At 71.2% G+C, this 14,020-nt stretch carries 17 protein-coding genes; 11 read left to right on the plus strand and 6 right to left on the minus strand.

Annotated features, from left to right (window positions below):
- Positions 1–194 precede the first annotated feature (194 nt).
- The gene (locus tag ABD120_RS31185) at positions 195–926 is read left to right on the plus strand and encodes an SDR family NAD(P)-dependent oxidoreductase (protein WP_343953772.1); all 732 of its coding nucleotides are present in this window, start codon (positions 195–197) and stop codon (positions 924–926) included.
- 148 nt (positions 927–1,074) lie between these two features.
- Here the strand turns inward: ABD120_RS31185 and ABD120_RS31190 are convergent, their stop codons facing one another.
- Both ABD120_RS31190 and ABD120_RS31195 read right to left on the minus strand, forming a co-directional pair.
- A complete protein-coding gene (locus ABD120_RS31190) occupies positions 1,075–1,275 on the minus strand; it encodes an EF-hand domain-containing protein (RefSeq protein ID WP_343953773.1) in 201 nt (66 codons plus the stop codon).
- A gap of 49 nt (positions 1,276–1,324) precedes the next feature.
- Positions 1,325–1,540, minus strand: coding sequence for a hypothetical protein (locus tag ABD120_RS31195; RefSeq protein WP_343953774.1), 216 nt, complete (start codon positions 1,538–1,540; stop codon positions 1,325–1,327).
- A 46-nt stretch (positions 1,541–1,586) separates the two neighbouring features.
- On the opposite strand from ABD120_RS31195, the gene ABD120_RS31200 reads away from it, so the two are divergent.
- The 7 genes from ABD120_RS31200 (at position 1,587) to secD (ending at position 8,631) form a co-directional block, all read left to right on the plus strand.
- Positions 1,587–2,720 carry a sensor histidine kinase gene (locus tag ABD120_RS31200; protein ID WP_343953775.1) on the plus strand — a complete coding sequence of 378 codons (1,134 nt, stop codon included), beginning with the start codon at positions 1,587–1,589 and terminating at the stop codon, positions 2,718–2,720.
- Positions 2,717–3,385, plus strand: coding sequence for a response regulator transcription factor (locus ABD120_RS31205; RefSeq protein WP_343953776.1), 669 nt, complete (start codon positions 2,717–2,719; stop codon positions 3,383–3,385). The genes ABD120_RS31200 and ABD120_RS31205 overlap by 4 nt, the downstream gene beginning before the upstream one ends.
- A 126-nt stretch (positions 3,386–3,511) precedes the next feature.
- The gene (locus tag ABD120_RS31210) at positions 3,512–4,768 is read left to right on the plus strand and encodes a cytochrome ubiquinol oxidase subunit I (protein ID WP_343953778.1); all 1,257 of its coding nucleotides are present in this window, start codon (positions 3,512–3,514) and stop codon (positions 4,766–4,768) included.
- Positions 4,769–4,782: 14 nt separating this feature from the next.
- Positions 4,783–5,517, plus strand: coding sequence for a cytochrome d ubiquinol oxidase subunit II (locus tag ABD120_RS31215; protein ID WP_343953779.1), 735 nt, complete (start codon positions 4,783–4,785; stop codon positions 5,515–5,517).
- A 3-nt stretch (positions 5,518–5,520) separates the two neighbouring features.
- Entirely contained in the window at positions 5,521–5,910 is a 390-nt protein-coding gene (locus ABD120_RS31220; protein ID WP_343953780.1) for a VOC family protein, read from the plus strand.
- 77 nt (positions 5,911–5,987) lie between these two features.
- Positions 5,988–6,335 (plus strand): hypothetical protein, encoded by a 348-nt coding sequence (locus tag ABD120_RS31225; protein ID WP_343953781.1) that lies wholly within the window; start codon positions 5,988–5,990, stop codon positions 6,333–6,335.
- A gap of 52 nt (positions 6,336–6,387) precedes the next feature.
- Positions 6,388–8,631, plus strand: a complete 2,244-nt coding sequence (gene secD, locus ABD120_RS31230) for a protein translocase subunit SecD (RefSeq protein ID WP_343953782.1) — start codon at positions 6,388–6,390, stop codon at positions 8,629–8,631.
- 173 nt (positions 8,632–8,804) lie between these two features.
- On the opposite strand, the gene ABD120_RS31235 is transcribed toward secD, so the two are convergent.
- Entirely contained in the window at positions 8,805–9,806 is a 1,002-nt protein-coding gene (locus tag ABD120_RS31235; RefSeq protein WP_343953784.1) for a fatty acid desaturase family protein, read from the minus strand.
- A gap of 177 nt (positions 9,807–9,983) precedes the next feature.
- Here ABD120_RS31235 and ABD120_RS31240 point away from each other — a divergent pair, with 177 nt between their 5' ends.
- Positions 9,984–10,352 (plus strand): ferredoxin--NADP reductase, encoded by a 369-nt coding sequence (locus tag ABD120_RS31240; protein ID WP_343953785.1) that lies wholly within the window; start codon positions 9,984–9,986, stop codon positions 10,350–10,352.
- On the opposite strand, the gene ABD120_RS31245 is transcribed toward ABD120_RS31240, so the two are convergent.
- Both ABD120_RS31245 and ABD120_RS31250 read right to left on the minus strand, forming a co-directional pair.
- Positions 10,342–11,346, minus strand: coding sequence for a CU044_5270 family protein (locus ABD120_RS31245; RefSeq protein ID WP_343953786.1), 1,005 nt, complete (start codon positions 11,344–11,346; stop codon positions 10,342–10,344). The two genes, ABD120_RS31240 and ABD120_RS31245, sit on opposite strands and share 11 nt — an antisense overlap.
- Positions 11,333–11,899 carry an RNA polymerase sigma factor gene (locus ABD120_RS31250; RefSeq protein WP_343953787.1) on the minus strand — a complete coding sequence of 189 codons (567 nt, stop codon included), beginning with the start codon at positions 11,897–11,899 and terminating at the stop codon, positions 11,333–11,335. Before ABD120_RS31250 ends, ABD120_RS31245 begins: the two co-directional genes overlap by 14 nt.
- Positions 11,900–12,063: 164 nt before the next feature.
- Between ABD120_RS31250 and ABD120_RS31255 the strand changes: the two genes are divergently transcribed.
- Together ABD120_RS31255 and ABD120_RS31260 are read left to right on the plus strand one after the other, a co-directional pair.
- Entirely contained in the window at positions 12,064–12,567 is a 504-nt protein-coding gene (locus ABD120_RS31255) for a SigE family RNA polymerase sigma factor (protein ID WP_343953788.1), read from the plus strand.
- Complete coding sequence (locus ABD120_RS31260; protein ID WP_343953789.1) at positions 12,564–13,712, plus strand: hypothetical protein; 1,149 nt, start codon at positions 12,564–12,566, stop codon at positions 13,710–13,712. The genes ABD120_RS31255 and ABD120_RS31260 overlap by 4 nt, the downstream gene beginning before the upstream one ends.
- A 15-nt stretch (positions 13,713–13,727) precedes the next feature.
- On the opposite strand, the gene ABD120_RS31265 is transcribed toward ABD120_RS31260, so the two are convergent.
- Positions 13,728–13,940, minus strand: a complete 213-nt coding sequence (locus ABD120_RS31265; RefSeq protein ID WP_343953790.1) for a hypothetical protein — start codon at positions 13,938–13,940, stop codon at positions 13,728–13,730.
- Positions 13,941–14,020 lie beyond the last annotated feature (80 nt).

Consider the following 14,020-nt stretch of genomic DNA (forward strand, 5'->3'; position numbering starts at 1 on the left):
CCCGCGCCACTCCTCCCACCACCACCCCACCGCGACGACTCCGCCCTTGCCCCCCTCCCGCGAAAAGCCCGCCCGCCCCCAGGGAACGCCCACCCAGGAACCACCACGCCGGCAGTCGTTCGTATCTGGCGGGAACAAAACGGAACGCGTTCCGCTTCTCCTAAGCGGAACCCATTCCACTTGAGGAGATTCACATGACTCGCAGGGTCGCACTGGTCACCGGAGGCAGCCGGGGCATCGGAGCGGCGGTGGCCGAGAGGCTGGCCGCCGAAGGCAACGACGTGGTCATCACCTACGCCCGCGCGGCCGACCAGGCGGCGGCCGTCGTCGGGCGGATCGAGGCCGCCGGCGGCCGGGGGCTGGCCGTACCGGCGGAGGCGACGGACGCCGCCGCGCTCGTGGCCGCCGTCGAACGCGCCGTCCAGCACTTCGGACGGCTCGACATCGTCGTCAACAACGCCGGAATCGCCCCCTACGGGCCTTTGGCGGAGGTGACGCTGGAGGAGGTGGACAGAACCCTGGCCATCCACGCCCGCGCCTCCTATGTCGTGTCGCAGGCCGCCGCCCGGCACCTGGGCGAGGGCGGACGGATCATCTCCATCGGCAGCAGCCTCATCGAGCGGGTGCCGTACCCGGGCTGGACCCTCTACTCGATGAGCAAGGCCGCCCTGATCGGCCTCACCAAGGGCCTGGCCAGGGACCTCGGGCCGCGCGGCATCACCGCCAACCTGGTCAACCCGGGCTCGACCGACACCGAGATGAACCCGGCCGACAGCCCGGAGGCCGACGGCGAGCGCGCGTTCACCGCCCTGGGCCGCTACCTCACCCCAGACGACGTCGCCGCCACGGTCGCCCACCTGGCGGGGGAGGGCGGCCGGAACATCACCGGCGCCACGATCACGGTGGACGCGGGCACCACCGCCTGACCCGAGACGGATGCGGGCGCCACCGTCCGGCGCCCGGTGGACGCGGGTGCCGCAGACCGACGGGAGGTGGACGCGGGTGCCGCAGACCGACGGGAGGTGGACACGGGCGCCGCCGTCCGACACCCGGCGGACGCCCGGCCGGATCCCGTCAAGCCGTGAGAAAGGCCCCGAGCTCCTCCGCGTCGATCCGGCCGTCGCCGTCCCGATCGAGCCGGTCCACCCCCGCCTGTGCGGCGTCGAGCGTGATCGGGCGGCCGAGCACCTCCATCAGCCGGACCAGTTCCTCGGCCGAGATCCGGCCGTCCTTGTCGGTGTCGATCAGGTCAAACGTGATCTTGTAATCGTCCATGCGACCGGTTCTATCGCACCAGACCGCAATCTTTCGTACGAATCACCATCTACGCGGGCTCGCCGAGCCGGCGCCGCAGCTCGTCGCGGCGGCGTTCGAGGTCGGCGACCAGCTCGTCCTGCTCGTCGGCCATGCTCAGCATCTGGGAACGTTCCACCAGATCGGTCGCCCCCATCTCGTTGATCTGCGTGCGCAGGTCGCGGGTGGACTCCTTCAACCGCACCAGATCCTCTTCGACCTGGCGTAGCTCCTTTTTAGTGGTCATCCCACTGATTTACCCATCGAATCGGCTGGCCGTACACAATGGGCACATGCGCGGGCTGGGCAAGGACATGAGGTGGACGCTCGGCTTAGTGCTGGCCGTCGTCGCCGGCACCGTCATGATCGGCCTGCGCAAGCCGGACGCCGCGATCAACACCCTCGACGTGGTGCTGCCCGCCGTCGCGTGCGCGGCGGCGCTGCTGCGTACCCGCTTCCCCGTGCTCGTGCTGTTGATCACCCTGGTCTGCACGGGCTTCTACTACCCGCTCGGCACCCTCGACGGCCCAGTCCTGCTGATCTTCCTGCTCGCCCTCTTCACCGCGGCCGACCAGGGGCACCTGCTCGCTGCTGCGGTGACGGGAGCGGCGTCCGTGTTCGGCATGGGCCTCGGCGAGACCGGCGGCGTCAGGCACGTGGGCGACGGCCTGTTCCTGATGATCGGCGGCTGGGTCGCGGCCGCGGTGGCGCTCGGCGGGGTGACCCGCAACCGCCGGGCCTACCTGACGGAGATCGAGCGGCGGGCCCGCGAGGCCGAGCACACCAAGGAGGAGGAGGCCCGCCGCCGGGCCACCGAGGAACGCCTGCGCATCGCCAGGGAACTGCACGACGTACTCGGGCACAACATCTCCCTGATCAACGTCCAGGCCGCAGCGGCGCTGCACGGTCTGCGCAAACGCCCGGAGAGCGCCGAGACCGCGCTGCGGACGATCAAGGACACCAGCAAGGACACACTGCGCCAGCTCCGCACCACGCTCGGCGTGCTCAGACAGGTGGACGAGGACGCCCCCACGGCTCCCGCCGACAGCATCGAGCGCCTGGACGAGCTGGTCGGCCGCTCCGGGCTGGACGTGACGGCGAACGTGGCGGTCGGGCCGCTGCCCGCGCCGGTCGACCTGGCCGCGGCCAGGATCATCCAGGAGGCGCTGACGAACGTCGGCCGCCACGCGGGCACCGGCCGGGCCAGCCTGACCATCACCCAGGGACGGGGAGACCTCGTGATCAGCGTGGAGGACGAGGGGCCGGGGGCCGTGTACGCCGACGGCGCCGGCTACGGCATCCAGGGGATGCGCGAGCGGGCCGCCGCCCTCGGCGGCACCCTCGCGGCCGGTCCCCGGCCGGGCGGCGGCTTCGCCGTGGTCGCCACCCTCCCGGTGGCCGAGGACGAACAGGACGGACTCCGATGATCCGCGTACTGCTGGCCGACGACCAGACCCTGGTCAGAGCCGGGTTCCGGTCGATGCTCGACGACGAGGACGACATCGAGGTGGTGGCACAGGCCGGTGACGGCGCCGAGGCCGTGGCCAAGGCCCGGCAGACCCGCCCGGACGTGGTCCTCATGGACATCCGCATGCCCGAGCTCGACGGCCTGGAGGCGGCCAGGCAGATCGCCGCCGACCCCCGGCTCGACGGCGTCAAGGTGATCATCCTGACCACCTTCGACCTCGACGACTACGTCTACGGCGCACTCCGGGCCGGGGCCAGCGGCTTCCTGGTCAAGGACACCGAGCCCGCCGAACTGATCCACGCCGTCCGCGTGGTGGCGCGCGGCGACGCACTCATCGCCCCGTCGGTCACCCGCAGGCTGATCGCCGAGTTCGCCGGCCGGATCAAACGTCCGGAACCCGGCCCAGAGCTCAACGCGCTCACCGAACGCGAGCGCGAGGTACTGGTCCTGGTGGCGAGCGGACTGTCCAACGACGAGATCGCCGAACGCCTGGTGCTCAGCCCCGCCACCGCCAAGACCCACGTCAGCCGCATCCTGACGAAACTGCGGCTGCGCGACCGGGCCCAGCTCGTCGTCCTCGCCTACGAGGCCGGCATGATCACCCCGGGCTGGTTCACCTCCTGAGTCGTACGGCGGGCGGCTTTACCTCCTGAGTCGTACGGCGGGCCGCGCGACCGCTCCGGAAGTCGTACTCGCGATGACCGCCGCAGAAGGACGCCCCGGCGGCGGGCCCGGCGGGATCGTCTCCGTATGCACGCCCTTGAGCTCGCCCGCCTGCAGTTCGCGCTCACGGCGGGAGCCCACTTCCTGTTCGTGGCCCTGACCCTCGGCCTGGCCACCCTGGTCGCCGTCATCCAGACGCGGGCGACGCTCAGCGGCAACCCGGTGCACGCCCGCATGACGAGGTACTGGGGCCAGCTCTACATCGTCAACTACGCCATGGGCATCGCGACCGGCCTGGTGATGGAGTTCCAGTTCGGCCTGTCCTGGAGCGGGCTGACCACTTTCGCCGGCAACGTGTTCGGCGCCGCGCTCGCGATCGAGACGCTGGTCGCCTTCTTCGTCGAATCCACCTTCCTCGGCCTGTGGATCTTCGGGTGGAACCGGCTGAACCGCTGGGCGCACCTCGCGCTGATCTGGATCGTGACCCTCACCGCGTACGCGTCGGCGTTCTGGATCATGATCGCCAACGGGTTCCTGCAGAACCCGGTCGGCCACCGCGTCACCTCGGGCGTGCTGGAGCTGGTGGACTTCGGCGCGCTGGTGGCGAACCCGGCCGCGCTGACCGCCTTCGCCCACGTCATGTGCGGCTCGATGATCGTCGGCGCCTACTTCATGGCCGGGGTCAGCGCCTACCACCTGCGCAGGCGCACCGCCGAGCAGGACTTCTTCCGCAAGTCCCTGCGCATCGGCCTGGGCGTGGCGCTGCCCGCCACCGTCCTCACCGCCGTCTTCGGCGGCATGGGATTCGAAACGATGCAGCCGTCCAAGATCGCGGCCTGGGCGGGCGATCCGGGGCTGCTCGCCGAGGCACAGGCGGACATGGCGGCGATCCACGGCCCCGGCGACTACCTGCCCGTGCAGAGCTGGGTGCAGACCAGCGGCCGGACGATGATGGCGCTGTTCGTGCTGATGTTCCTGGTGTCCCTGGTGAGCTTCGTCCTCATGTGGTCCCGCAGGGCCGCGACGCGCCTGCGGGTCTGGCACTGGCTGCTGACCGCGATGATCCCGGTGCCGTTCGCGGCGATGATCGCCGGGTGGCTGTTCCGCGAGCTCGGCCGCCAGCCCTGGGCCGTGTACGGCCTGCTGAAGACCTCCGACGCGGTCTCCCACGCCACCACCGTCCAGATGCGGATCTCGCTCGGCGTGTTCACCGGACTGTTCGGCGTGCTCATCGCCGTCAACTACTGGCTGCTGGCCAGGCAGGCCAGGCGCGGCCCCGACGCCGTCGCGCTCGGCGCCGCCGAGACGCCGGAACGCCTGCCCGCCCCCGCCCCGACGTTCTGAGCAGGAGCCGACCCATGGAAGCCCTCATCCTCGCCTTCTTCGCCGTCGGCTACCTGGTGCTGGCCGGAGCCGACATCGGGGTCGGCATGCTGCTGCGCTACCTCGGCCGCACCCCGGACGAGCGCCGTGAGGTGCTCGCCGCCATCGCCCCGTTCTTCCTCGGCAACGAGGTGTGGCTGGTGGCGACGGCCGGAGTGCTCGTCGGGCTCTTCCCGCACGCCGAGGCCGAACTGTTCGGGGGCCCTGACTTCCTCGCGGTGGTCGGGCTGGTGGCCTCGTGGGTGGTGCGCGACATGGCGCTGTGGCTGCGCGGGCGGCTGCCGGGCGCGCGCTGGCAGGGGTTCTGGGACCACGCGATCGTCGCGGGGAGCTGGGGACTGGCGCTGGCGCTCGGCACCCTGTTCAGCGGGTTGCTGCTGGACGTCTCCTGGCCGCTGGCCATCGCCCCCGCGCTGCTCGGGGCCGTCCTGTTCGGCGCGCACGGCCTGGCCTTCGCCGCGCTGCGGCTGACCGGACGGCTGCGCGAGCGCGCCAGGACGCCGGCGCCGGGCTCCGAGGTGGGAACGTACGTGCTGACGGGGGTCACGCTGGCGGCCGTGGGGGTGCTGGCGGGCCTCGGGCTGCCGCTGGAGCCGGGCAACACCTGGCTGGGGCCGGTGATCCTGGCCGTCATCCCGTTCCTGGTGGCCGCTCAGGCCATCGTGTGGTGGGTCTGCCGAGGCCGGGTGACCGGCCCGTCGTACCTTTAGCCCATGAAAGTGAGAGAGCTACGACTTGTCGTGACGGCTTCGGACTATGAGGAGGCTGTCCGCTTCTACCGGGACGCGCTGGGCCTGCCCGAGCGCGCGGCCTTCTCCTCGCCCGACGGCCGGGTCACCATCCTGGAGGCCGGGCGGGCCACGCTGGAGATCGCCGACCCCGGCCAGGCCGACTTCATCGACGAGGTCGAGGTCGGACGGCGGGTGGCGGGCCACATCCGGGTCGCCTTCGAGGTGGACGACTCCACCTCGGCCACCCGGGAACTGACCGAGGCCGGGGCCACGCTGATCGCCGAACCCGTGCGCACCCCGTGGAACTCCCTCAACTCCCGCCTCGAAGGCCCGGCGGGCCTGCAGCTCACCCTGTTCGAAGAACTCTCCTGACACCGGGAGCCCGCTCGCGGGCTCCCGAACGATCCTGATCGCTCCCGGATCATCCCGGCAAAGGGTACGGTTACCCCATGAGGAGCCGGTTGTCCGCCGCGTTCCTCCTTCTGCTGTCCACGTTCTTCATGGCGGGCGGGCTGCCCGCCCAGCAGGCCATGGCGGCCGCCGCCCAGGTCAGGGCGCCCCAGGCGGACCAGTCGCCGCACCGGCAGGCCGCTCCGGGGCTGCCCGCCAAGTCCAAGCTCGCCCCCGACGCGGGCGCGCACCACGGGTTCGGCGGCGTCGCCGTACCGCCGCAGCGCTCGCAGCTCCCCGGCCTGGCGGGCACGGGCGCGTGCCCGGTCGCCCGCACCGAGCCGACCCAGGCCGAACGGCGCCGCGCCAATCCCGCCCGCGCCCCACCCGTCTCCGCAGTGCGCTGATCTCCGCCCACGTTCGTGGGCGTCGAACGACCACGCTCTTGTGGAGGCTTCCATGTCACGTGCGCCCCTGTGGCGCGCGGTGGCGGCGCTCGCCGTCATCGCCACTTCGTTGTTCCTCGCGTTCACCATGTCGCCCCGGCTCGGGCTCGACCTGCGCGGCGGCACCCAGCTCGTGTTCGAGGCGAGAGACTCGCCGACCGTCAAGGCGGACGCCGCCGCCACCGACCGCGCCCTTGAGGTGCTGAGCCGCCGTGCCGACGCGCTCGGTGTGGCCGAGCCGACGCTGGTCCGCTCGGGCGAGAAGCGCATCATCGTCGAGCTGCCCGGCGTGCTCGACCCGCGCAAGGCCGCCGACGTCATCGGCCGCACCGCCCAGCTGACCTTCCACGCCGTCGAGGGCCTCGACGAGGCCGGGGGCGTACCGGACGAGAGCGGGCAGAAGCTCAAGCTCGGCCCGGCCGTGATCACCGGTGAGGGGGTGACGGACGCGGCCGCCCGCACCGACCCCCAGCAGGGGCCCGGCTGGTTCGTCACCGTCGACTTCAAGGAGCCCGGCCCCTGGCAGCGGCTGACCGGCGCCGCCGCCTGCCAGCCCCCGGGCGATCCCCAGCGCCGGGTCGCCATCCAGCTCGACAACAAGATCATCTCTTCGCCGCAGGTGGTGGAGGAGACGCCGTGCCGGGCCGGCATGCCGGGCGGCAACACCTCGATCACCGGGAACTTCACCGCGCAGGAGGCCACAGACCTGGCCGTCCTGATCAAGGGCGGCTCGCTGCCGGTGCCGCTGGAGATCGTCGAGCAGCGCACGGTCGGCCCCACCCTCGGCGCCGACGCCATCGACGCCAGCGCCAAGGCCGCCGTCACCGGCGTGCTGCTGACGGCGGTGTTCATCATCGCGATCTACCGCCTGGTGGGCCTGCTCGCCGCCATCGCGCTCGGCACGTACGCCCTCATCTCCTACGCCGCGCTGCTCGCCCTCGGCGCCACCCTCACCCTGCCCGGTCTGGCGGGGTTCGTGCTCGCGATCGGCATGGCCGTGGACGCCAACGTGCTGGTCTTCGAACGCGCCAGGGAGGAGTACGGCAGCGCGCAGCACACCTCGCGGCGCGGACCCCGGGCCCACGGCCTCGGCCAGGCGCTCGACCGGGGCTTCAAGAACGCCTGGAGCGCCATCGCGGACTCGGGCGTCACCACGCTCCTCGCGGCCGGACTGCTGTTCTGGCTGGCCTCCGGCCCGGTGAAGGGCTTCGGCGTGACGCTGTCGATCGGCGTGCTGGCCTCGCTGGTATCGGCCCTGCTCGTCACCCGCACGCTCACCCAGTGGCTCATCGACCGGGTGCCGCCGAAGGTCTCCGGCCTCGGTACGGTCGGCCGCGTCAGGACCTGGCTCACCACGCGCGGCCCCGACCTCATGGGCAGGCGGCGGCTGTGGCTCGCCGTCGCGGGCGGGCTGCTGCTGACGGCCGTCGCCGGGCTCGTGGTACGCGGGCTCGACTTCGGCGTGGAGTTCACCGGCGGGCGGGTGATGGAGTTCACCTCGTCCCAGCCGGTCGGCGTGGACACCGCGCGGCGCCTGGTCGGCGAGGCCGGGTTCCCCAACGCGGTCGTCCAAGCCTCGGACAACGGCATCTCCGTCCGCACCGGGCAGATCTCGGGCGACGACGTGGCCAAGATCCAGGACGCGCTCGGCGAGGTGACCAAGCAGCGCGACGAGCTCATCGGGCCGTCGCTGGGAGAGGAACTGCGCCGCAACGCGCTCATCGCGCTCGCGGTGGCGCTCAGCGCGCAGCTGCTGTACCTGGCCTTCCGCTTCCGCTGGAGCTTCGGCGGCGCCGCCGTCATCGCACTGTTCGTGGACGCCGTCCTCGTGCTCGGCGCCTTCGCCTGGCTGGGCAAGCCGATCGACGGGGTGTTCCTGGCCGCCATGCTGACGATCGTCGGCTACTCGGTCAACGACAAGGTCGTCGTCTTCGACCGGGTCAGGGAGATGTGGGCGGCGCGGCGCACCGATCCGCTGCCGTCGATCGTCAACGCTGCCATCCTGCAGACCGTGCCGCGCACGATCAACACCGGGCTCGGGGCGCTGTTCATCCTGGCGGCGCTCGCGGTCTTCGGCGGCGACTCGCTGCGCGACTTCGCCATCGCGCTGCTCATCGGGATCGTGGTCGGCACGCTGTCGTCGTCGTTCGTGGCCGGGCCGGTGGCCATCCTGCTCGAACGGCACAGCAAGCAACCGCCGCCGGCGCCCAAGTCGCGGGAAAAGCGCACGCGAGAGGGCTCCGGTGCCGTAATCTGACGCTGTCACAACGGGTAACCGCTGTGTGACCTTGTGAGACTGAGGTCGCCTGGCGGGCATCCGCTCCAGCGGGCCTCTTCTCCAGGCCGGCTCGCGCGAACTGCGACCGGGCCTGGATCCCGTTCGATCAGGTTCCCCCCGTGGGCGTCCCGTCACAGACGCTCACGGGCGGATCATCGTAGTGGCGCGCCGACCGCATGAAGGTGGCGCAGGGCCTGGCCGTACGAGTCGATGAGGCCGGTCTCCAGGTAGTCCACGCCCACCTCCGCGCAGTAGGCCTGCACGATCGGCTGCGCGCGGCGCAGGTTCGGCGCCGGCATGTGCGGGAACAGGTGGTGCTCGATCTGGTAGTTGAGCTGGCCGAGCGCGATGTCGGTCAGCCGGCCGCCGCGCACGTTGCGCGAGGTGAGCACCTGCTTGCGCAGGAAGTCGAGCTGGGTCTCCCCGGTCAGCGTCGGCATGCCCTTGTGGTTGGGTGCGAACGTACTGCCCAGGTAGACGCCGAAGGCCGCCTGGTGCACCAGGATGAACACCACCGCCTTGCCGGGCGGCAGCACCGTGAACACCAGCCCGGCGTACCACGCGAGGTGCCCCAGCAGCAGCCCGAACTCCCAGCCCTTGTCACGCATGTTCGGCCGGGCCAGTGCCTTGAAGCTGGCCACGTGCAGGTGCAAGGCCTCCAGCGTGAGGAGCGGGAAGAACAGGTACGCCTGGTACTTCGCGATCATCCGGGGTAGCCCTCGGCTGCGTTCGACCTGGCCCGTCGACCAGACGATCACGGCGGGGGAGACGTCGGGGTCGTGCTCCTCGTGGTTGGGGTTGGCGTGGTGGCGGTTGTGCTTGTCGGTCCACCAGCCCCAGCCGAGTCCGATGCAGAGGTTGCCGATGACGCGCCCGGCGATCTCGCTGGGGCGCCTGGTCCTGAACACCTGCCGGTGGCCGAGGTCGTGGGCGAGGAAGCCGAACTGGGCGAAGACCACCGCCAGCAGGACGGCGACCGGGATCTGGAACCAGGAGTCGCCGACCCACGCGAACAGGGCCCAGCCGCCCGCGAACGCGATGCTCAGCACGGCCAGCCGGACGGCGTAGTAGGCCGGTCGGCGTTCGAGCAGGCCGGCCTCGGTGATCCGTCGCGCTAAGCGGGCGAAGTCGCTGCCTCTGATCTCAGTCGTCACGGGACCAACAGTGGCCTATTCTCGGCCGCTGCGGAAGCAGGTCCGCCTCTCCTTAGATCCCGCGCAACGGACCCTTAACAGCAGCATAAGACCGCCCAATACGGATAAAAGGGCGAATAGTGTGGTTTATGTGATTCGTGGCACGTTGTCCGGCTGCTTGGGCGGGTCGGCGGCTTCATGGTGACCGGAACCGCCCGGCATGCCCGGGGGAAAGTGCTCCTGGTCGCCGGGGGAGCGGGCATCAGGCCGATGCGCGGCCTGTTCAGAAGTCTGTCCGGCGCGGTGACACTGATCTATCTGGTGCGTACGGCGGACCAGATGCTGTTCGCCGACGAACTCACCGCCCTCGCCGACCGGCCCGGCCGCCGCCTGCACATCCTGCTCGGCTCCGAGCGCTTCAGCACGGCCGGGCTCCGGCTGCTCGTGCCCGACGCCGCCGAGCACGACGCCTACGTGTGCGGCCCCACCGCCCTGGTCGCCGACGCCACGGCCGCGCTGCACGGCGCCGGCGTGCGCGGCGACCGGATCCAGATCCTCAACCTGTGATCTCCCCGACGTCGGGCGGCGCGGGCTTCTCGTCGGTCCACCCGGACTCCAGCACCACCTCGGTCCGGTAGCCCGCCTCCCCCGAGAAGGAGGAGGACAGCACCATGGAGGTGACGGGGTCGATGATCAAGCGGCCCTGTGCCCCGGCGCCGCTCGCGGACCAGGTGACGGCGGTTCCCGTGCGGCCCTCCGGATCGCGCACCCCCATCTCGACCTGGACGCTCGGCAGCGCCGCCAGCGCGCGGAAGGCGGCCGCGCGGACCTCCGGCATCACCGGCACGCCGTAGAGGAGCCCGCCCAGCGCCGAGGCCGTCACGCCTTCGACCTCGTGCGGCTGGACCGGCCGGTCACCCGACATGACCGACTTCTTCACCCACGCGCGTAGCGCATCAGATTCGGCCGGGAGCCCCTGCAACTCCTCGAAGGTGAGCCGGGCGCCTCCCGCGCGGAACCGTTCCATCCCCCGCACCCTGTTCACCTCGGGTGTTCCCGCCTTCATCGCCCAGACTCCCCAGCGGCGCGGCGAGCCGTCCGCCTTCCACGCGTCCAGGTCGAGCGGCCTGGCGGGCAACTGCGCGAGGCCGATCCACCGCCGGGCCGACCGGTCGATCCAGGTCTCCATGACGGCGGAGGTCTCCACCTGGTAGCGGTCACGGCCCTTGCCGAACCAGTCCGGCTGAATCACGCGGGACTTCAGCGCGACCCGCCAGTACGTGCCCTGCGGCGCCCGCTCCGCCTCGGCGGCGGCTGCCAGCAGCACCGGCCTGCCCATCAGGGTCGGTGTCTCTGCCGGCGCCGACGGCCAAAGCATGGGTGCGACCACGGCTGGCGTCACGGCCGCCATCATGACGGCGATCGCCAGTCCGATCTTCGGTGCGGTCCTGCGCGTGGCCCCTGTCTTCACGCGCGCGAACACCCTGGCCTGGGCGAGCGGGTCCGGCTCCGGGGTGCCGTACAACTCGCGGATCCTGTTCAGCTCGTCAGGTTCGAACATGATCTGCCCCCATCGGGTCGGTGCCGCCGAGGGCGGCGCGAAGCTTGCGGCGGGCACGGCTGAGCCGGGAGCCGACCGTCCCGTAGGAGATGCCGAGCGCCTGCGCGATCTCGTCATGGGTGAGCCCGGCGAGCGCCACGAGCAGCACCACGTCGCGCTCACCCGCATTCAGCGCGGCCACCGCGTGGGCGAGCGCGGGCCGCAGGCTCTGCGCGCTCACCCGCTCGGCGACCCGTTCCTCGGGCCCGGGGTCCGCCGACGGCGGGTCGTGGCGGCGTAACGCGCGCAGCGCCCTGGTCTCGGTACGGCGGTGCTTGCCGACCAGGTTGGTGGCGATGCCGTACAACCAGGTTCTGACCCCCGCCCGGCCGGGGTCGTAGCGGTCGCGTTTGCGATAGGCGGTCAGGAAGGTCTCGGCGGCCACGTCCTCGGCGTGGTCGGGGCCGAGTCGCTGTGCGACGTACCGGTGGATCTCCTGGAAGTGCGCCGCGAAGACGCGGTCGAAGTCGTCCATGGACTCCTCCGGTGGCCGGCCCAGCCGGATGGCTGCCATGTGGTCCCTTTCTCGGGGTGACATGGGATATCACCCGAAGGGACCGCTCGCTTTCCCCAGGCGGTCACTGCCTGTGGAAACAGGGACCCTCCCCCGCAGCGGGTTTCGCTGCTGCGGCGATTCAACAGTCCGACCGGCAGAGTGCTCTACCCCAAGACGAGACCATGGAAAGGCAGAGCTCTTTGGACGAGCGCTTCGAGGAGTTTGTGGCGCAACGGGCGGACGCGCTGCTGCGTTACGGCTACCTCCTCAGCGGCAACCCGCATGACGCGGCCGACCTCACCCAGGAGGCGTTGGTCCGGCTCCACCGCGCCTGGCCGAAGGTGCGGCAGAAACAGGCGCCGGAGGCGTACACCCGGATGATCATGACCAGGCTGCACATCAGAACGTGGCGGCTGCGACGGCGTGAGCGGCTCGACTGGGCACTTCCCGACACGGGACGGCCCGACCGTCCGCCCTCGGACGACGGACTCTGGCCGGCGCTGGCCGGCCTGCCGAAGAAGCAGCGTGCCGTGCTGGTGCTGCGCTACTACGAGGACCTGCCGGACGAGGAGATCGCCGCCATGCTCGGCGTCTCCCGAGGAACCGTGCGCAGTCACGCATCGCTCGGCCTGGCCAAGCTTCGCGTCACCCTGCCCAACCCCACGACGAACGGGAACCTCGCATGAGCGACGAACTGGAATCCCACCTGCGCGCGGAATTCGGGCGTGCCGCCGAGCGCGCCCCCAGGGCGCCGTCGCGCTTCCCCGCCGAGGTGGTCTCGCGTTCGCACCGCCGCAGGACGGCGAGGCGGGCGCTGGTGGCGGGCGTCTGCGTCGCGGTGATCGTCGTCCCGACCGGCCTGATGGCCGCGAGCGGAACGGACGGCGACGTCACCACCGGCACCGTCGCCCCGAGCGGCCCTCTCCAGGACTACACCGGCGACGAGTACCGGATCGGCGAGGTTGTGACGGTCACCAACCCCTCCCAGAAGCGCGACCTCGACCTCTGGTACGCCAGGACCGACAAGGGCACGGTCCTGTGCGCACACAGGCGTGACAGGACGGGTGGCACGACATCGAGCTGCGGCGAGCCTCTCGGTACCGAGAAGGCGACCGAGCAGGGCTCCACGGGGGGCTTCCCCGCCCCGGCCACGGGGCTGGTGCTGTACTTCGGCACCGCACGGGACGGTGTCTCCGGCGTCACCGCTCTCACCGGCGCGGGCAAGGTGCCCGGGACCGTCCACCGGCCCAAGGACGCCCCCCAGGGCATCTGGACGGTCACCGTCCCCTCGGACAAGACGGTGACGGCGTTCGAGTTCGCGGGCCGCGAGGGCGAGCCGAACACGCGAATCGAGCGAGAGCGAACCGTCAGCCCGGAGGCCGTCGCCAAGCCGCAGGGCGCGACCGTGGAAATGCCCGGCAACCTGGTCGTGGGCCTGTACGAGACCCCCGACAGGACCCTGATCTGGAAGCTGAACGGTCAGGCCGTCGGCGGCCTTCACCCGCTCACACCCGGCCGCGCGGTGGTCGAGAACGGCGGACCGGACCAGCCCTTGATCGACATGGGCGGTAGGCCGATGAACGTGATACTGAGCGACCACAAGAAGCACTGGTTCGGCATCACGAGCACCGAGACCGCCCGCGTCGAACTGGTCTTCGGGGATGGCACCACCGTCAAGGCCGGGACCAGGCCGGATCCATGGAAGATCGGCGGCTTCCGCCTGTTCGCGGGGACGCAGCGGCACAGCGAGGACCTGTACGACGACGGTTTCCGGATCATCGGCTATGACGAGAACGGGGCCGAACTCTGGCGCGAGGACAGCGACGAGTAATGAGTCACCGGCGGCTCATTCGCTGGTGAGGCGGTCGAACAGGGCCAGGGCCTCCCGCCGCACTTCTTCGGGGGCGAGGCCGTCGAGAGTGGTCCGCGCGGTGTCGGTGTCGCGGGTGGTGGCCAGTGTGATCGCCACGGAGGAGGCCGCCGCGCGGCTGACCGATCCGGCGGGGGCGCTGTCGGCCAGGGCCTGGGCGCTGGTGGCGAGGTCGAGGTTGTCCTTCAACGTTCTCTCTCCCTGCGGAGACGGACACGGAGGGCCCATTTCATCATCCGATGAGGGGTGACTTCCAGGCCGGGGGTGAT

It is taken from the genome of Nonomuraea longicatena, from assembly GCF_039525605.1.
GTDB lineage: Bacteria > Actinomycetota > Actinomycetes > Streptosporangiales > Streptosporangiaceae > Nonomuraea > Nonomuraea longicatena.